Annotated in this window: 14 protein-coding genes and 5 tRNA genes; 5 read left to right on the top strand and 14 right to left on the bottom strand. The window is 69.3% G+C overall.

What is annotated here, in order from left to right:
- Positions 1–17: 17 nt before the first annotated feature.
- The 4 genes from AC1PME_RS10160 to AC1PME_RS10145 all read right to left on the bottom strand — a co-directional run bounded on the left by AC1PME_RS10160 (position 18) and on the right by AC1PME_RS10145 (position 521).
- A tRNA-Glu gene (locus AC1PME_RS10160) sits at positions 18–93 on the bottom strand.
- Positions 94–137: 44 nt separating this feature from the next.
- A tRNA-Ala gene (locus AC1PME_RS10155) sits at positions 138–213 on the bottom strand.
- A gap of 111 nt (positions 214–324) precedes the next feature.
- Positions 325–400, bottom strand: a tRNA-Glu gene (locus tag AC1PME_RS10150).
- Between the two features lie 45 nt (positions 401–445).
- A tRNA-Ala gene (locus AC1PME_RS10145) sits at positions 446–521 on the bottom strand.
- Between the two features lie 410 nt (positions 522–931).
- Here AC1PME_RS10145 and AC1PME_RS10140 point away from each other — a divergent pair.
- The 3 genes from AC1PME_RS10140 to AC1PME_RS10130 all read left to right on the top strand — a co-directional run bounded on the left by AC1PME_RS10140 (position 932) and on the right by AC1PME_RS10130 (position 5,525).
- Positions 932–1,018, top strand: a tRNA-Leu gene (locus AC1PME_RS10140).
- 165 nt (positions 1,019–1,183) lie between these two features.
- The gene (locus tag AC1PME_RS10135; protein WP_481098018.1) at positions 1,184–1,564 is read left to right on the top strand and encodes a response regulator; all 381 of its coding nucleotides are present in this window, start codon (positions 1,184–1,186) and stop codon (positions 1,562–1,564) included.
- A gap of 157 nt (positions 1,565–1,721) precedes the next feature.
- Positions 1,722–5,525 (top strand): PAS domain-containing protein, encoded by a 3,804-nt coding sequence (locus AC1PME_RS10130; protein ID WP_481098017.1) that lies wholly within the window; start codon positions 1,722–1,724, stop codon positions 5,523–5,525.
- 81 nt (positions 5,526–5,606) lie between these two features.
- On the opposite strand, the gene AC1PME_RS10125 is transcribed toward AC1PME_RS10130, so the two are convergent.
- The 3 genes from AC1PME_RS10125 to AC1PME_RS10115 form a co-directional block, all read right to left on the bottom strand.
- Positions 5,607–7,973, bottom strand: a complete 2,367-nt coding sequence (locus AC1PME_RS10125; protein ID WP_481098016.1) for a Tex family protein — start codon at positions 7,971–7,973, stop codon at positions 5,607–5,609.
- A 96-nt stretch (positions 7,974–8,069) separates the two neighbouring features.
- Positions 8,070–9,704 carry a hybrid sensor histidine kinase/response regulator gene (locus tag AC1PME_RS10120; RefSeq protein ID WP_481098015.1) on the bottom strand — a complete coding sequence of 545 codons (1,635 nt, stop codon included), beginning with the start codon at positions 9,702–9,704 and terminating at the stop codon, positions 8,070–8,072.
- Between the two features lie 75 nt (positions 9,705–9,779).
- Positions 9,780–9,995 carry a hypothetical protein gene (locus tag AC1PME_RS10115; RefSeq protein ID WP_254457928.1) on the bottom strand — a complete coding sequence of 72 codons (216 nt, stop codon included), beginning with the start codon at positions 9,993–9,995 and terminating at the stop codon, positions 9,780–9,782.
- A gap of 179 nt (positions 9,996–10,174) precedes the next feature.
- Between AC1PME_RS10115 and AC1PME_RS10110 the strand changes: the two genes are divergently transcribed.
- On the top strand, positions 10,175–11,386 hold the full coding sequence (locus AC1PME_RS10110; RefSeq protein ID WP_481098014.1) for an NAD(P)/FAD-dependent oxidoreductase: 1,212 nt from the start codon (positions 10,175–10,177) through the stop codon (positions 11,384–11,386).
- A 135-nt stretch (positions 11,387–11,521) separates the two neighbouring features.
- Here AC1PME_RS10110 and AC1PME_RS10105 read toward each other — a convergent pair whose 3' ends face one another.
- From AC1PME_RS10105 to AC1PME_RS10085, 5 genes are all read right to left on the bottom strand, one after another.
- A complete protein-coding gene (locus AC1PME_RS10105; protein WP_481098096.1) occupies positions 11,522–11,977 on the bottom strand; it encodes a hypothetical protein in 456 nt (151 codons plus the stop codon).
- Positions 11,974–12,174: a PspC domain-containing protein gene (locus AC1PME_RS10100; protein WP_254457927.1), complete on the bottom strand. Its 201-nt coding sequence runs from the start codon at positions 12,172–12,174 to the stop codon at positions 11,974–11,976. Before AC1PME_RS10100 ends, AC1PME_RS10105 begins: the two co-directional genes overlap by 4 nt.
- Before the next feature lie 81 nt (positions 12,175–12,255).
- The gene (locus tag AC1PME_RS10095) at positions 12,256–13,332 is read right to left on the bottom strand and encodes a class III poly(R)-hydroxyalkanoic acid synthase subunit PhaC (protein WP_481098013.1); all 1,077 of its coding nucleotides are present in this window, start codon (positions 13,330–13,332) and stop codon (positions 12,256–12,258) included.
- Complete coding sequence (gene phaE / locus AC1PME_RS10090; protein WP_481098012.1) at positions 13,329–14,456, bottom strand: class III poly(R)-hydroxyalkanoic acid synthase subunit PhaE; 1,128 nt, start codon at positions 14,454–14,456, stop codon at positions 13,329–13,331. The genes AC1PME_RS10095 and phaE overlap by 4 nt, the downstream gene beginning before the upstream one ends.
- Positions 14,457–14,501: 45 nt before the next feature.
- The gene (locus AC1PME_RS10085) at positions 14,502–15,116 is read right to left on the bottom strand and encodes a CDP-alcohol phosphatidyltransferase family protein (RefSeq protein ID WP_010342962.1); all 615 of its coding nucleotides are present in this window, start codon (positions 15,114–15,116) and stop codon (positions 14,502–14,504) included.
- 147 nt (positions 15,117–15,263) lie between these two features.
- On the opposite strand from AC1PME_RS10085, the gene AC1PME_RS10080 reads away from it, so the two are divergent.
- Positions 15,264–16,022 (top strand): 3-hydroxybutyrate dehydrogenase, encoded by a 759-nt coding sequence (locus AC1PME_RS10080; protein ID WP_481098011.1) that lies wholly within the window; start codon positions 15,264–15,266, stop codon positions 16,020–16,022.
- Between the two features lie 273 nt (positions 16,023–16,295).
- Here the strand turns inward: AC1PME_RS10080 and AC1PME_RS10075 are convergent, their stop codons facing one another.
- Complete coding sequence (locus AC1PME_RS10075; RefSeq protein ID WP_254457923.1) at positions 16,296–16,784, bottom strand: NUDIX hydrolase; 489 nt, start codon at positions 16,782–16,784, stop codon at positions 16,296–16,298.
- An 80-nt stretch (positions 16,785–16,864) separates the two neighbouring features.
- Entirely contained in the window at positions 16,865–17,371 is a 507-nt protein-coding gene (locus tag AC1PME_RS10070) for a DUF1249 domain-containing protein (protein ID WP_254457922.1), read from the bottom strand.
- Positions 17,372–17,467 lie beyond the last annotated feature (96 nt).

The following is a 17,467-nucleotide window of genomic DNA, read 5'->3' as shown; positions in this document are numbered from 1 at the left end:
CGGGTGTCTTCGAAAAGTGGCGTCCCCACGGGGATTCGAACCCCGGTCGCCACCGTGAAAGGGTGATGTCCTAGGCCTCTAGACGATGGGGACGCAGATAACGATGTTGCTTTGCGGACGGCCTATGTCCGAAAAGTTGGTGGAGCCAGCCGGGATCGAACCGGCGACCTCTTGCATGCCATGCAAGCGCTCTCCCAGCTGAGCTATGGCCCCACGTGTACTGGCAGAAGCGGAATCATACCCGACTTTCTTCCGATGTACAAACCCCGCACTCATTGGTTTGGCAGAGCCGAACCCGGATGCGCGCGAGGAATTCCTGCAAATTGGCGTCCCCACGGGGATTCGAACCCCGGTCGCCACCGTGAAAGGGTGATGTCCTAGGCCTCTAGACGATGGGGACGCTGTTAACGATGTCGCTTTGCGGACAGGCCTACGTCCGAAAAGTTGGTGGAGCCAGCCGGGATCGAACCGGCGACCTCTTGCATGCCATGCAAGCGCTCTCCCAGCTGAGCTATGGCCCCACGTGCTGCGAGGAGCGGAATATTAACGATCGTGATCGGCACACGCAAGCGTTTTTTTGCGCAACGTTGGCGACGCCGCAAATGCCCTCGCCGCATGTGGCGGAATGCGCCCACGCGCCTGCATTGCGCAGTCCATGTGCCTCATGCCCAGCGATGGACGCGGCCGGCGGACATCGCCACACGCAGCGTCCGCACGCCGGCGCAGCCCGCCGCCGCCCATCGCCGGCGATTGCCGATATCGGCACAACGCGGCGGCGCGCATGCAAGCATCTCGCGACGTGGCGCTACATCTATATAAGTACCCAGGCACGCCACCCCACTGCCAACTCCCTCATCCGCCCTGCCCTGACGACAGCGAGCACGGAGGCGCTGGCGGCGTGGCCGCACAGTCGGCTATACTCCGCGGCCGCGCCGAAGTGGCGGAATCGGTAGACGCAGCGGACTCAAAATCCGCCGCCCTTAAAAGCGTGTGGGTTCGAGTCCCACCTTCGGCACCAGGACTGACGGCAGCTTCGGCTGCCGTTTGTTTTTTGCGCGGCCGCCGCGCGCGCCGGTTGGCGCCGATCACAGGTAAACGCTTCATCTTCCTGGGGCCATTTGTCTAGGCGGGGGCGGCGGGGGTCCCGCTATACTTTCCGTTCCCAAACCTTAACGAGCAAGCGATGTCGGCATTGCGGGGCCTGCGTATCCTGGTGGTCGAGAACGACGAGATGAACGCCACGCTGCTGGAGTTGCAGCTTGCCCAGGCCGGTGCCGAGGTGGTCGGCATCGCCGCCACCGTGCAGCACGCCCTTGCACTGATCGACAGCGAACGCCCCGACCGGGCCGTGCTCGACTTCCGGCTCTCCGCTGGCGAGACCAGCGAGCCGGTGGCCAGGGCGTTGAGCGAACGCGGCACTCCCTTCGTGCTCGCCACCGGCGTGGCCGCCGACGCTCTGCCCCTCGGCTTTGCCGCCGGCGTGGTGCTGACCAAGCCGTATCTGTCCGAGCAGTTGATCCGGGCGTTGCAGGACGCTCACGCCAAGATGACCGCACGCCCCTGAGAATCCTCGGCTGTAGCCCGCCGCCTGGCGGAATGATTCGAGGGATTCAGCCATCAACGCCAAGGACTGTTCGCCGCCTCCTGTCCGGTTTCCGGCCGGCAGCGCCACGGGAGCCTTGCTGCGCGCCATTGATTGGCACAAGCACGAACTGGGCCCGATGGAGCATTGGCCGCGGAGCCTGCTGACCGCGCTGTCGATCTGCCTGAACTCGCGATTCCCGATGGCGGTGCGCTGGGGCGAGCGCATGTTCAACCTCTACAACGACGCCTACGTGCCGATCCTCGGACTGCGGCACCCGCAGGGTTTCGCGCGGCCGATGGAAGAGGTGTGGCCGGACGTCTGGCCCGAGGTCCGCGCGCAGGCCGACCAGGTGCTGGCCAGCGGCGAATCGACCTGGAACGAACATATCCCGTTGACGATGATGCGCAACGGCTACAGCGAGCAGGTGTATTTCACCTTCTCCTACAGCCCGCTGTTCGACGACGAGGGCCGCATCGCCGGCGTGCTGTGCGTCTGTACCGAGGACACTGCGCGGATCACCCTGGCCCGCGAGCGCGACGCGCTGCTGAAGGCACTGGAGGCGCAACGCGCGCAGATGGCCGATGCCTTCGAGCAGTCGCCGGCGGCGCTGGCGATCCTGCGCGGCCCGGACTACGTGATCGAGACGGTCAACCGTCGCTACCAGCAGTTGATCGGACCGCGCGAGGTGGTCGGCCGGCCGCTGACCGAGGCCATCCCGGAAATCCAGCAGCAAGAAGGCTTCATTCGCCTGCTCGACAACGTGCGCGCCAGCGGGCTGCCGTTCATTGGCGAGTCGATGACCTTCAACCTGCGTCGCACGCCGCACGAAGCCGCCTCGGAAACGACGCTGGAGTGCGTCTACCAGCCGATGCGCGACGCCGGGGGGAAGGTCAGCGGCATCCTGGTGCACGGCATCGACCGCACCGAGCAGGCGCGCGCGCAGGCGCACGACAGCTTCCTGTTGATGCTCGAGGACACGCTGCAGAACCTGCACAGCACCGAGGCGATCTGCGAGACCGGCGCGGCCCTGCTCGGCCAGCACCTGCGCGCCAACCGCTGCGCCTACGCGATCGTCGAAGCCGACGAAGACACGTTCGACGTGCGCGCCGACTACGTCGACGGCGCCGAGCACCTGACCGGGTGCTCGCGCTTCAGCGACTTCGGCGGCGACCTGCTGGAGTGCATGCGCGAGAACCGGCCGTGGGTGGTGCAGGACACCGACACCCACCAGCCGCCGATGCGCACGGACGACCCCAACTACCGTCGCCTGGGCATGCGCGCGGTGCTCACCGCGCCGCTGCACAAGGCCGGCCGCCTGGTCGCGGCGATCGGAGTGCACCAGGCCCAGCCACGGGTGTGGACCTCGGCCGAGATCGAACTGGTGCGCCTGGTCGCGGCGCGCTGCTGGGAATCGATGGAGCGCGCGGGCGCGCAGGGCGAGCTGGCCAGCAGCGCCGCACGCCTGCGCGAACTGGCCGATGCGATGCCGCAGATCGTGTTCACCGCCACGCCCGACGGCCACGTCGACTACTTCAACCGCCGCTGGTACGAATACACCGGGCTGCCGGTCGGCGAGGCCGGCTACGACAGCTGGCGCAAGGTGCATACCGAGGAAGGCCTGGCGCGGGTGATGGAGGTGTGGCCGGAGGCGCTGCGCAGCGGCAAGCCGTACGAAATCGAGTATCCGCTGCGCCGTCACGACGGCGAGTACCGCTGGCACCTCGGCCGTGCCCTGCCGATCCGCGACGACAGCGGCCGCGTCGTCCGCTGGATCGGCACCAATACCGACATCCACGACCGCCGCCTGGTCGAGCAGCGCCTGCAGGAAAGCGAACTGCGCTTCCGCCAGCTGTGCGACAACGCGCCGGTCATGATCTGGATGTCCAACGCCGACGGCGACTGCGAGTACATCAGCCGCCAGTGGTACCTGTTCACCGGGCAGAGCGAGCAGGAAGCGCTGGGCAGCGGCTGGCAGGAAATGATCCATGCCGACGACCTGGCCACGGTCGGCCGCACCCTGGCGCGCGCCTGCGCCGATCGTCGCGCCTACACCCTGGAGTACCGCCTGCGCCGCCACGACGGCGAATACCGCTGGTGCCTGGATACCGCCACGCCGCGCTTCAGTTCGTCGGGCCAGTTCCTTGGCTTCATCGGCTCGCTGCTGGACATTTCCGAACGCAAGCGCATCGAGAACGCCACCGCGGCCGAGCGCGCGGCGCTGGAGATGATCACCACCGGCAAGCCGTTGAACGCGGTGCTGGATGCGATCGCCCGCGGCATCGAGTCGCAGAGCGATGTCGGCCTGCGCTGCACCATCATGCTGGTCGACGAGCACCGCCAGTGCCTGCTGGAAGGCGCCGCGCCGAGCATGCCGCAAGGCTTCCGCAAGGCGGTGCAACGCCTGCCGATCGACCCCGACACCGGCTGCTGCGGGCGCGCCGCCTACCTGCGCCGGCAGGTGCTGTGCAGCGATGTGCGGGTGAACCCGCATTGGCAGGCGTATCTGGCCACCGCCCTGGAGGCGGACATCATCGCCTGCTGCTCCACGCCGATCCTGGCCAGCGACGGCGAGGTGCTGGGGGTGGTCGCGATGTACTACCCGTTCGTGCACTACCCCAACCCGCACGAACAGGACCTGGCGCGCTCGGCCTCGCACCTGGCCGGCATCATCATCGAGCGCCGCGGCACCGACCTGCGCCTGCAGCAGTTGCTCGCCGCCGAGCAGAGCGCGCGCAGCGAGGCCGAACGCGCCAGCCGCATGAAGGACGAATTCCTGGCCACGCTCAGCCACGAACTGCGCACGCCGCTCAACGCGATCCTGGGCTGGTCGCGGCTGATGCAGGACGCGGCGGTGCGCGAGAAGGAGCTGGCCAAGGGCCTGGAGGTGATCGAGCGCAGCGCCCACTCGCAGGCGCAGATCATCGACGACCTGCTGGACATGAGCGCCATCCTTTCCGGCAAGGTGCGCCTGGAGGCCGACGACCTGGACCTGCGTGCGCTGCTGAGCGAGACCATCGATGCGGCCCGCCCCGGCGCGCAGAACAAGGGCATCGATATCGTGCTGGTCGCCAACGACGCGACCGCCCTGCCCTATCTCGGCGATGCGATCCGGTTGCAGCAGGTGCTGACCAACCTGATCGGCAACGCGATCAAGTTCACCCCCAGCGCCGGCACGGTCACGGTCACCCTGGACAGCACCAGCACCCACGTGCGCATCGCCGTCGGCGATACCGGCGTCGGCATCGACCCGGCGTTCCTGCCGCACGTCTTCGACCGCTTCCGCCAGGCCGATGCGAGCAGCACGCGCAGCGCCGGCGGCCTGGGCCTGGGGCTGGCCATCGCCAAGCAGCTGGCCGAGCTGCACCAGGGACAGTTGTCGGTCAGCAGCGACGGCGTCGGCCTCGGCGCCACCTTCACTCTGCTGCTGCCGCGCAACGATCAGCAGAGCCTGGCCCCGATCCGCCGCGACGACGTGGCGCTGTCCGGCGGCATGCTGCGGCGTGGCGGCGTGCGCCTGGACGGGGTGCGCGTGCTGGTGGTGGACGACGATATGGATTCGCGCGGCGTCACCCAGCGCTTCCTGCAGGAAGCCGGTGCCGTGGTCGAAGCCGCGGTGTCCGCCGACGATGCCGAAGCGCTGCTGCGCGAACGGCCGTATGCGTTGCTGGTCAGCGACGTCGGCATGCCGCGCCGCGACGGCCACAGCCTGATCCGCAGCATCCGCGCCCGCGGCGCTGGCGCGGCCAGCCGTATTCCCGCCATCGCCCTGACCGCCTACGTGCGCGGCGAGGATCGTGCGCTGGCCCTGGAGGCCGGCTTCGATGCGCACCTGGGCAAGCCGGTGGATCCGGCCAAGCTGCTCGGGCTGGCCGCATCGCTGGTGGCGCCGCCAGCGGCCGCGCTCACCACCGACCAGAGCCCGCGCGCCGAACCGGCCTGACCCCGGCGCGCTTTCCGGCGACGCCGGGCCCGGCTCGACCGGATCGCCCAGCGCCTGCGTGCAGGCGCTGGGCATTCCACCTCAGCCGCGCTTGGCGCGGGCGAAGGCGTCGGCCAGCGCACTGTTGACCGGCGCGGCGGCCGCAGGCCGCGGCTTGGCGCTTGCGCCGCCCTGGTTCCCGCCGCGCGCGTCGCGCTCGCGCCGCAGCGGGCCGCCAGCGCCGCGTGCGCCACTGTCGCGATCGGCGGGACGCGCCGGCGCCGGCGTGTCGTCCAGGCGCCGGGTCAGCGCGATGCGCTTGCGCGCCACGTCCACCTCCAGCACCTTGACCTTGACGATGTCGCCGGCCTTGACCACGTCGCGCGGATCCTTGACGTAGCTGTCCGACAGCGCGGAGATGTGCACCAGGCCGTCCTGGTGCACGCCGATGTCGACGAACGCGCCGAAGGCGGCGACGTTGCTGACCACGCCCTCCAGCACCATGCCCGGCTTGAGATCCTTGATGTCCTCCACGCCGTCGGCGAAACGCGCCGCCTTGAACTCCGGGCGCGGGTCGCGGCCCGGCTTCTCCAGTTCCTTGAGGATGTCGCGCACGGTCGGCAGGCCGAACTTCTCGTCGGTGAACTGGTCCGGCTTGAGGCCGCGCAGAAAGCCGCCGTCACCGATCAGCGCCTTGATCGGCTTGCCGGTGGCGCCGACGATGCGCTCCACCACCGGATAGGCTTCCGGGTGCACCGCCGAGGCGTCCAGCGGTTCCTCGCCATCGGCGATGCGCAGGAAGCCGGCGCACTGCTCGAAGGTCTTCTCGCCCAGCCGTGGCACCTTGAGCAGATCCTTGCGGCGCTTGAACGGACCGTTGTCGTCGCGGTGGCGCACGATGTTCTCGGCCACGCTCGACGACAGCCCGGACACCCGCGACAGCAGCGCCGCCGAAGCGGTGTTGACGTACACCCCGACCGCGTTCACGCAGTCCTCGACCCGCGCGTCCAGCGCCCGCGCCAGGCGATACTGGTCGACGTCGTGCTGGTACTGGCCCACGCCGATCGCCTTGGGCTCGATCTTGACCAGCTCCGCCAGCGGATCCTGCAGGCGCCGCGCGATCGACACCGCGCCGCGCAGCGACACGTCGAGCTGCGGGAATTCCTTGGCGGCGAATTCGGAGGCCGAGTACACCGAGGCGCCGGCCTCGCTGACCACGATCTTCTCCAGCTTCAGCTGCGGGTTCTGCTTGATCAGGTCCGCGGCCAGCTTGTCGGTCTCGCGGCTGGCGGTACCGTTGCCGATCGCGATCAGCTCCACGCCGTGCTGCGTGCACAGCTGGCGCAGCGTGTGCAGCGACTGGTCCCACTGCCGGCGCGGCTCGTGCGGGTAGATGGTGTCGGTGGCCAGCAGCTTGCCGGTGGCGTCGACCACCGCGATCTTGCAGCCGGTGCGGATGCCCGGGTCCAGGCCCAGGGTCACGCGCGGCCCGGCCGGCGCCGCCAGCATCAAGTCCTGCAGGTTGTCGCCGAACACCGCGATCGCCTCGGCCTCGGCCTTTTCGCGGGCCTGGTTGAACAGGTCCAGCAGCAGGTGCATGTGCAGCTTGGCGCGCCAGGTGAGACGGCACGCATCCAGCAACCAGCGGTCGCCGGGACGGCCCTGGTTGGCGATGCCGGCGCGCAGCGCGACGCGGCCTTCGGCGTACTGATGGCCGGCTTCGGCGTCGCTGCCGGGATCCAGCTCCAGGTACACGATCTCCTCGCGGCGCGCGCGGAACAGCGCCAGCAGCCGGTGCGAGGGAATCTTGGCCAGCGCTTCGGCGTGGTCGAAGTAGTCGCGGTACTTGGCGCCTTCCTGCTCCTTGCCCTCGGCCACGCGGGCGCGGATCACCCCGACCTCGCCCAGCCAGCTGCGCAGTTCGCCGACCAGCGCGGCATCCTCGCCCCAGCGCTCCATCAGGATCGCGCGCGCGCCTTCCAGTGCGGCCTTGACGTCGGCCACGCCCTTGTCGGCATCGACGAAGCCGGCGGCGAAGGTCTCCGGCACCAGCGCCGGATCGGCCAGCAGGCCGTCGGCCAGCGGCTCCAGCCCCGCTTCACGGGCGATCTGCGCGCGCGTGCGGCGCTTGGGCTTGTACGGCAGGTACAGATCTTCCAGCCGCGACTTGGTGTCGGCGGCGACGATCTCCGCGCGCAGTGCGTCGCTGAGCTTGCCCTGCTCGGCGATGCTGGCCAGCACCGCGGCGCGACGCTCTTCCAGTTCGCGCAGATAGGTCAGGCGCACTTCCAGGTTGCGCAACTGGGTGTCGTCCAGCCCGCCGGTGACTTCCTTGCGGTAGCGCGCGATGAACGGGACGCTGGCACCCTCGTCGAGCAGGGCGATGGCGGCGCGCGCCTGCGCCGGCTGCGCGCCGATCTCGGCGGCGATGGTGGTGGCGATCTGCTGGGCGAGCTGAGTGTCGTGCATTGCGTCCGGCCGAAGCCGCCTTGCGGAAAACCCGCATTTTCGCAGTGCGCGCGCCGCCGGGGAACCCGTTGACAGGGGCGCGCCGACCTGGCCGCCTCAGGTGACCCCGGTCGGGCCGTCGAGCACCATGCGCACCTTGCGGGTGAGTTCCTGGCGGTTGTAGGGCTTGGCCAGCACGTCGAACTCGGTGCCGCCGGCGTCGGTACGCTCGATCGAGGACTCGGCATAGCCGGTAGTCAGCAGCACCTTGATCTTTGGCCGGCGCCGCCGTGCCTCGCGCGCGAGCATCACCCCGTTGAGGCCCCCTGGCATGATCAGGTCCGAATACAGCAAGTCCACGTGCACGCCGGTGTCGAGCAGCTCCAGCGCCTCGCGGGCATTGTAGACCACGTGCGTGGCATAGCCCTGGTCCTCCAGGAACAGCCGCGCCAGCTCGGCGATGTCCGGCCGGTCCTCGACGATCAGGATGGTCTCGTCGCCCTGGCGGTCGAACGGACGGCGCGTGCGCGAATCGCGCGGCGCCATGTTCTCGACGTTGTCGTCGATCGGGAAGTACAGGCGCACGGTGGTACCGTGGCCCTCCTCCGAATACAGGCGCACCGCGCCGCCGGACTGCTTGGCGAAGCCGTACACCATCGACAGGCCCAGGCCGGTGCCCTTGCCCTCTTCCTTGGTGGTGAAGAACGGATCCAGCACCCGCGTCAGCACCTCCGGCGGCATGCCGCTGCCGTTGTCGGTGATCGACACGCACACGTAGTGGCCGGGCAGCAGGTTGTCGTAGGTGGTGGGCTCGTCGGCGCGCACCGAGACGTTGCGGGTCTCGATCACCAGGCGCGGCGCCGCCTGTTCGGCCATGGCGTCGCGGGCGTTGATCAGGATGTTCAGCACCGCCACTTCGGCCTGGGTGGGGTCGATCCGGCAATTGCGCAGGTCCGGGGCCAGTTCCAGCGAAAACGCGATGCCGTCGCCCAGCGTGCGCTCGGCCACATCGCTCATCCCGGCGACCAGGGCATTGAGGTTGAGCACCCGGCCTTCCAGCTTCTGCTTGCGCGCGAACGCCAGCAGCTGCTGGGTCAGGCGCGCGGCCTGGCCGGCGGCGTCGCGCGCGCGATCCACGCTCTTGCGCAGCAGCGATGGGTTCAGCGGATCGCTCTCGACCGCGTGCTCGATCAGTTCCAGGTATCCGGACATGACCTGCAGCAGGTTGTTGAAGTCGTGGGCGATGCCGCCGGTGAGCTGGCCCAGCGCCTCCATCTTCTGCGCCTGGCGCAGCGCGTCCTCGGCGTCGCGGCGGCGGCTGACGTCCAACTGCGAGCCGAAGAAGTACACCAGCTCGCCGCGGTCGTCGTAGACCGGGGAGATGTACAGCGCGTTCCAGAAGCTGGACCCGTCCTTGCGGTAATTGAGGATCTCCACCGCGATCTCGTCGTGCGAGGTGATGGCATCGCGGATGCTGCTGACCGTCTCGCGGTCGGTGTCCGGCCCCTGCAGGAAGCGGCAATTATTGCCGATCAATTCATCGCGGCCGTAGCCGGTCATCTCCAGGAACGCGCGGTTGACGAAGATGATCGGATTGTCCGGCTGCCGCGGATCGGTCACGATCATCGGCATGCGCGTGGTTTGCACCGCAGCGAAGAAAATATCGCTGCGTTGATTGGACATGTCGGTGGGTGCGTCAGGGTCGACGGTCGTCGGCGGCGCCGGGTTGTTGCTGATTTCTGGTGCGGGCATGGTCGATGGCAGGTCGATGCGAACCGTCGCTGGCCCGCCTAGGCGGGCGGCCACACCGGGGTTCGCACGCCGGCGTCAACGCGAATAATACCTGTGCAGCCGTTCCACGACGATCTCGTCCTGCAGCGACTCCAGCGCCATGATCCGTACCTGCCGGTCGCTCACCGCGAGCACGCGCTCGACGTAGATCTCCGGGCCTGCCTCGGTTTCCTTCATGGACTTGCGGAAACCGTAGGGCATCACCCCCTTCTCTCCGTCCTTGCTGCCACCGATATACAGAACGACCGACATGACGCTTCCTCTACAGGGAATTCGTGGAACTGGCGCGCACCATACACAGCACCATGTGAGGGACTTCTGCACCGAGGTTAATCCTGGCTGTTTGCCCGAACAGGACCTCCGCCCCGCCTCACGCGGACTTAACCGGGCCTGCGCGTAAGTCGCACCTTCTTTACGCGTCGGGGGGCGCCATGGATCTCAAGAGCGGTTATCCCTTCTGGTCCGTCCGCAACGGCCTCATGCAGAGTTTTCCGCAGCTGCGCGACGACGTGCGCTGCGATGTCGCCGTCGTCGGCGGCGGTATTACCGGCGCGCTGATCGCCGAGGAACTGAGCACCCACGGGCACGCCGTGACGGTCCTGGAGCAGCGCGACATCGGCTGGGGCAGCACCGCCGCCAGCACCGCTTTGCTGCAGTACGAGATCGACACCCACCTGATCGACCTGGCCAAGCGCTATGGGGAACCCGCCGCCGCCCTCGCCTACGGCGCCTGCGCGCAGGCGCTGGAGCAGCTGCGCGAGCTGGTGCGGCCGCTGCGCGACGTCGACTTCGCGCGCAACGACAGCCTGTACTACGCCAGCAAACGCCGGCATGTGCGGGTGCTGCAGGAAGAACTGGAAGTGCGTGCGCGGCACGGCCTGGACGTGGAATGGCTGGATGCGCGAACGCTGGACGCGGACTACGGCATCCAGGCGCACGGCGCGATCCTCAGCCACCAGGCGGCGCGGGTGGACCCGTACCGCCTCACCTACCGCCTGCTCGGCCGCGCGTTCCGCCGCGGCGTCGGCGTCTACGACCGCACCCGCATCGCGCGGATCGTGGTCAACGGCCGCGGCGTGACCCTGCACACCGACCAGGGCGTGCAGGTGCGCGCCGGCCATGTGGTGATGGCCGCCGGCTACGCCAACCAGCATTGGCTGGACCAGCGCGTGGCGCGCAACCGCAGCAGCTACGCCTTCGTTAGCGACCCGCTGGACCCGTCCGCGCTCGGCCCACTGCACGACACCATGGTCTGGGAAAGCGCGCGGCCGTATCTGTACCTGCGCAGCACCGGCAATGGCCGCATCGTCGCCGGTGGCGAGGACGACAGCGTCGACGTGCCGGCGCGCCGCGACGCGCGTGTCGACAGCAAGGCGCGCACGCTGTCGCGCAAGATCGCCAAGGTGATGCCCGGGCTGGAGCTGCAACCGACCTTCGCCTGGGCCGGCACCTTCGCCGAGACCGAGGACGGCCTACCCTTCTTCGGCCCGCACCCGCAGCACGGCCCGCGCGTGCAGTTCGCGATGGCCTACGGCGGCAACGGCATCACCTACAGCATGATCGGCGCCGGCCTGCTGCGCGCGCAGATCGAGCGGCATGCGCATCCGCTCAAGCGCCTGTTCGGTTTCGCCCGGCTCGACTGACGGCACGACCATGGATACACCCGCAGGAGCGGCTTCAGCCGCGACCGGCATTCCGGTAAAGCCTGGTCGCGGCTGAAGCCGCTCCTACGCGGCAACCTGGGGCATGGCGAAAGTCAGGTGGCAGGCGCGATGCACTCAGCCACCGCCCGGCCACCAGCCGCGGCCATGCAGCGCATAACGATCGGCGGCGCGTTCCAGCGGATTGCGCACGCTGACTCCGCCGCAGGCCAGGTATACCGGCAGGAACAGCGGCCCCAACAGCATGTACTGCAGCACGTGCGCCCGTTCGTGGTCGCCGAGGCGCACCGCGGGATGCCGGCAGCGACCGGCGGCGTGCTCGTAGGTGGCGCAGGCCACGTCCAGATCGTCGGCGCTGAGCAGGATCACGTTGCCCAGGGTCATCGCCCCGCGTGGCCGCAACGGCACCCGTTCGAACACCAGCGCCAGCTCGCGGCGACTGAAGCGCGGGCGCGCGCCGAAAGCCAGCGCGAGCGTGCCGGCGAACACACCCAGCAAGGTGTTGGGCAAGGTCCACAGGACCCCGGCGGCGATGCCGGCACGGCGCCAGGCCAGCGGCAGCGGCCGCGTCAGTCGGCCTCGTTGGGAATCAGCAGCCACAGGATCAGGTAGACCAGGATGCCGGGGAACGCGGCTGAGACGATCGACCCGACCACGTACAGTACCCGCAGCACGGTCGGATTCCAGCCGAAACGGTGGGCGATGCCGCCCATCACGCCCGCGATCATGCGGTCGTTCAACGAGCGCGACAGCGAGCGGGGTTGCGACATGGCGAAGGCTCCAGCAACGGCGGCGATCCACTCTACCCGCAGCGGTGCGGGCGCCGCGTGAGGGCGTGAGGCGCTCTGCGCTCAGTGCCCGCCATCGCGCTCGGCCAGCCACCGGTGCAGCGCCGCCGGCACTTCGCGCTGGGCGCGGCCGGAGACATAGATGCCGATGTGGCCACCGCGGAAACTCAGTTCGGCGTAGTCGCGGCTGCCGACCACGCCGCGCAGCGCCCGCGAGGCGTCCGGCGGCACCAGATGGTCGTGCTCGGCGTAGACGTTGAGCACCGGCATGGTGACCCGGCCCAGGTCCACCGCGTGTGCGCCGATGCGCGCGCGGCCATGCATCAGCGCGTTGTCCTGGTAGAACTGCTTGACGAACTCGCGGAAGGTCTCGCCGGCCAGGTCCGGCGAATCGAAGATCCATTTCTCCATGCGCAGGAAGTCCTCCAGCGCCCGCGGATCGTCGAGGATGTCGAGCAGGCCGACGTATTTCTGCAGGTTCAGGCGGAACGGCTTGAGCATCAGGTAGCTGATGTTCATGAGGTCCGCCGGCACGTTGCCCAGCGTGTCCACGAACAGGTCGACGTCGACCTGGCGCGCCCAGTTGGACAGCATGTTGTCCGGCGTTTGGAAATCCACCGGCGTGACCATGGTGATCAGGTTGCGCACCTTCTCCGGCTGCAGCGCCGCGTAGCACAGCGAGAAGGTGCCGCCCTGGCAGATGCCCAGCAGGTTGATCGGCGCACCGTCGCCGGCGGCGCGTAGGTGGTCCACCGCGCCGTCGATGTAGCGCAGCAGATAGTCTTCCAGGGTCAGGTAGCGCTCGGAGCGGTCCGGGTAGCCCCAGTCCAGCACGTAGACGTCCTCGCCCAGCGCCAGCAGGCCCTGCACCAGCGAGCGGTCGGCCTGCAGGTCGACCATGTACGGGCGGTTGACCAGCGCATAGACGATCAGCAGCGGCACCTTGGCGCTGGGCGGGCGTTCGCCGACGAAGCGGTACAGCACCACCTTGCCGTCGCGCCACACTTCCTGGCGCGCGGTGGCGCCGTAGTCCACCGCGTCCAGGCCCGGCAGCACGCGCAGGCCTTCGAGCAGCTTGCGCTGCAGCTCCAGGGTTTCCTGGACCAGATCGTCGCTGCTGAAACTCAACGGCCCTTTCATGCGCGGCTCCGGCGCGCGGCGGGCGTGGTCGCGGCCCGCCGCGGCTTGGTGGCGGAGGCAGCCTTCGCTGGCTTGGCGGCGTTCGATCTGGATTTGGAGTTGGATTCGGGCACGACGGTTGCCGCCCTCGACGCAGCGGGCTTGGCCGCGGTCTTCCTGGCGCCTTTCTGCGGCACGGCCGGGGCCGCGGCAGCAGGCGAAGGCGCATCCGCGGTAGGCGCGCCCTGCCCTTCGGCGCGCTCCAGCCGGCGCAGCCGCCGTTCCAGGTCGGCGATACGCCGATGCGCGGCATCCAGTTCGGTGCGCGTGGGCAGGCCCACCTGCTCGCAGACTTGCTCGGTCTCGCGCTGCAGCAAGGCGCGCAGGCGCATCTGCGCGTTGGCGACGTCGGCGTAGACCTGGCGGAACTCCGGCGACAGCGCGGCCGCCGCATAGGCCTCCTCGGCCGCGTCGATCCACAGATCGAACATCGCCCGCGCATTGGTCAGCTGCCGGCCCGGTTCCTCATGTTCGCGCAGCTTTTCCTCGAACAGGCCGAAGGCCCGGTCGATGGCGCCCTGCAACAGCGCCATATAAGCCTGCAACTGCGCCTGGTAGTCCTGCTGCGCCTTGGCCAGCGCCTGCCAGCGCGCCTGGTGGTTGCGTGCCGGGCCGAACCCGGGCATCTGCAGCCATGGCCCGCTGTCGCGCTGCAGGCCCTGCAGCCACTGCGCGGCCTGCTGCAACCACGGGTCGATCCCGCCCTGGCCGGTGCCGCGCACCGCGCCCAGCAGCCACTGCAGCAGCTGCTCGCGCTGGCCCTGTACCTGCTGTTTCCAGGCCTCGGCGACATCGGCGCTGCTGGCGTCGCGGCCGGCGAACTGCGCCGCCACCTGCTGCATCGCGCCAAGCCAGTCGCCGGCCTGCTGCTGGAACCGCGCCACCGCGTCCTCGGCCTGCGGCGCGCTGCCGCGCGGCAGCCACTGGCTCCAGGCCGCGATCGCCTCGCGCCAGGAGCCGGCGCCATCGCTCGCCGAGGCCGCCGGTGCCGGTGCGCCCTGGCGCAGCGCGGCGTTCCAGGCCTCCCAGTACTGCCGCGTCATCGCCTCGAAATCGCCGGCGCCACCGCCGCCGCTAGCCTTCATCGCCACTCTCCCGAACTGGCCTGCGATGATAGCAACCCACCGCGATCAGGGCTTGGGAATGCGCAGCGTCTTGCTGATCATCAACGAGCCGGACAGCGCGAACAGCAGCGCCAGCGGGTGCAGCAGCCACGGCCCCAGCCGCCACTCGCCCCACCACAACGCATCGCCGATATGGCCCAGGTGCGCAGCAATCGCCAGCACGATGACCAGGCCCAGGCTGCTCGGGATCGGCGTGCCCTCGAAGTACGGCACCTTGTCGCCGTCGCCGGCCAGTTGCTCGGCGGTGACGTTGTAGCGCGCCAGGCGGCTGACCCCGCAGCAGACGAAGAAGCTCAGCACCAGCCAGTCCCAGCCGCCCTGCATGCCGCAGGCATAGGCCAGCGCGGCCGGGGCGACACCGAAGGAGATCACGTCGGCCAGCGAATCCAGTTCGCGGCCCAGGGTCGAGGACGACTTGCGCCAGCGCGCCACCCGCCCGTCCAGCGCGTCGAACACGAACGCCAGCGGGATCAGCGCCATGCCGAACAGCAGGTCGCTGCGACGGCCGTCCTGCAGGAAGCGCATCGCCGCGAACACCGCGCCGGTGCCGCAGAAGGCATTGGCCAGGGTGAACCAGTCGGCCAGCTGGAACTCGCGCAGCATGGAAAAGTGGCGTTTCATCGGCATAACCTGGCGGATCCGGCGTGAGCGGCGAGCGACGGCACAGGGTAGCGTGGCGCCGCCGCACTGGCGAGCGGCGCCGCTGGCTGCTGGGCGTCGCGGCCCGCTGCTACGCTGGCGCTCCCCACTTCCGCGCAGGTATTGCCCATGCAGACCGTCCTGATCACCGGTGCCGCCAGCGGCATCGGCGCCGGCATCGCCCACGAACTGGCCGCCGGCGGCCGCCACATCGTCGTCAGCGACCTCGACCTGGACGCCGCCGAGGCGGTCGCCGCGCAGCTGCGCCAGGCCGGCGGCGCGGCCGAGGCGGTGGCACTGAACGTGGCCAGCGCCGACAGCATCCAGGCCGCGCTGACGGCGCTGAGCCGGCCGGTGGACGTGCTGGTCAACAACGCCGGGCTGCAGCACGTGGCGCCGCTGCAGGAGTTCCCGATGGAGCGGTGGAGCCTGCTGGTGGAGGTGATGCTGACCGGCGTGGCGCGGCTGACCCAGGCGGTGCTGCCGGGCATGCGCGCACGCGGCTTCGGCCGCATCGTCAACATCGGCAGCATCCACTCACTGGTCGCCAGCCCGTACAAGAGCGCCTACGTCGCCGCCAAGCACGGCCTGGTCGGCTTCTCCAAGGTGATCGCGCTGGAGACCGCCGACACCGACATCACCATCAACACGCTCTGCCCCAGCTACGTGAAGACGCCGCTGGTGGACAAGCAGATCGCCGACCAGGCGCGCACCCGCGGCATTTCCGAGGCCGACGTGATCGCCCAGGTGATGCTCAAGCCGATGCCCAAGGGCGTGTTCATCGCCTACGACGAGCTGGCCGGCTGCGTGGCGTTCCTGGCTTCGCCGGCGGCGCGCAACATCACCGCGCAGACCATCGCCATCGACGGCGGCTGGACCGCCCAGTAGCGCTGCGGCAACCGTGCGCCTGCCGGCGTTGGCGATTTTTTCGCCAGTGCCGGCGCAGCCCTTGCGCCGCAACGCGGCGGCGCGCTTATCCACAAGGTTTGGGAAATTCCATCCACATCGGCTGTGGAGAACTGCGCGAGCGGCTGGCGAATTTTTCGCCAGCGCGAACATCCGCCCAGCGATTTCAGCGACTTGGCGCAGTTGCCCACATGCTTGTGCAGAATCCATCCACAGCCGGTGTGGACAAGCGCCGCGCGTGGCAGCGACGCCGGCCTAGACCCGAGAATAGCGCCAGGACAGCATGCGTCCGTCGCGGTACGGCATGACCCCATGAAACGGGCGCGGGTCGCCGTCGAACACCAGCGGCAGGAAGTGGCGATCGCCCTCCCACAGCGGCAGCGTGTCCATCTGCGCGATCGGCACCCAGGCCAGCGTGCCCTCGGCGTTCTCGGCGAAGGGCTCGCCGTCGTAGGCCTCGATCAGGAACACGAAGCCCAGCCAGTCCTCGCCGTGCTTGCCGAACCCCGGCCAGCTGATGGTGCCGCGCAACTGCAGCGCCTCGCAGGTGATGCCCGCCTCTTCCAGGATCTCGCGGCGCATGCCGGCCAGCACGTCCTCGTCCGCCTCGACCTTGCCACCCAGGCCGTTGTACTTGCCCAGGTGATGGTCGCCGGGACGCGCATTGCGGTGGACCAGCAGGACCTGGGTGCGGTCGGGCGAGAGCACGTAGCCCAAGGTGGCGACGATGGGGGTGTAAGGCATGCGGCGGCGGCGGATGGCGAGGGGCGCGCAGTATGCCGCATCCGCGCTGCGGCCCGGTCACGCCGGAGCGGGACAGCCGCCTAGACCGCCGGCGTCGCGGCGTCGTGCGGCACGCGCGGCAGCGGCGGTGCCGGCCGCAGCGTGGCCACGCCGTGACCGCGCTCGGCCAGGTATTCCAGCCACTTGCCGAGGAAGGTGTTCATGCGCATGCGGTGGCTGATCAGTTCCGCCGGCGGCGGGTACAGCCCCATCACGTCCTGCCAGCGGCGGCCGACATAGCAGTGCGTGGTCTCGGCCTGGCGCGCGTCCAGGTACAGGCGCACGTAGGCCGACGGATCCGGCTCGCCGGTCAGCGGGTCGCACAGGTCGTAGGTCAGGCGCAGTTCGACGGTGTAGCGGTGGCGCTCGATCACGTCCAGGCGCAGGTCCAGGCCATCGCCGATGCTGGACACGTAGCTGCCGGCCGCCAGGTCGGCCGGCACGAACAGGCGGTTCAGGTGCAGGTAGTTCTCGGCGTACAGCCCCATCAACCAGCCGAAACGGCTGAGTCGGGGGATGCGTTCGCTGCGGGTCAGGGCGTGCTGCATGGACCGATCCTACACGCTGGATCGCGCCGGCGGCAGCATTGACGGATCGGCGCCGTGGGCCTACCGTGGAGATCCATGCGACGACGTGCGGAAATG

It is taken from the genome of Xanthomonas sp. NCPPB 901 (assembly GCF_056725085.1).
Note: the sequence above shows the minus strand (reverse complement) of the source record. Positions and strands in the feature narration are given on the sequence as shown.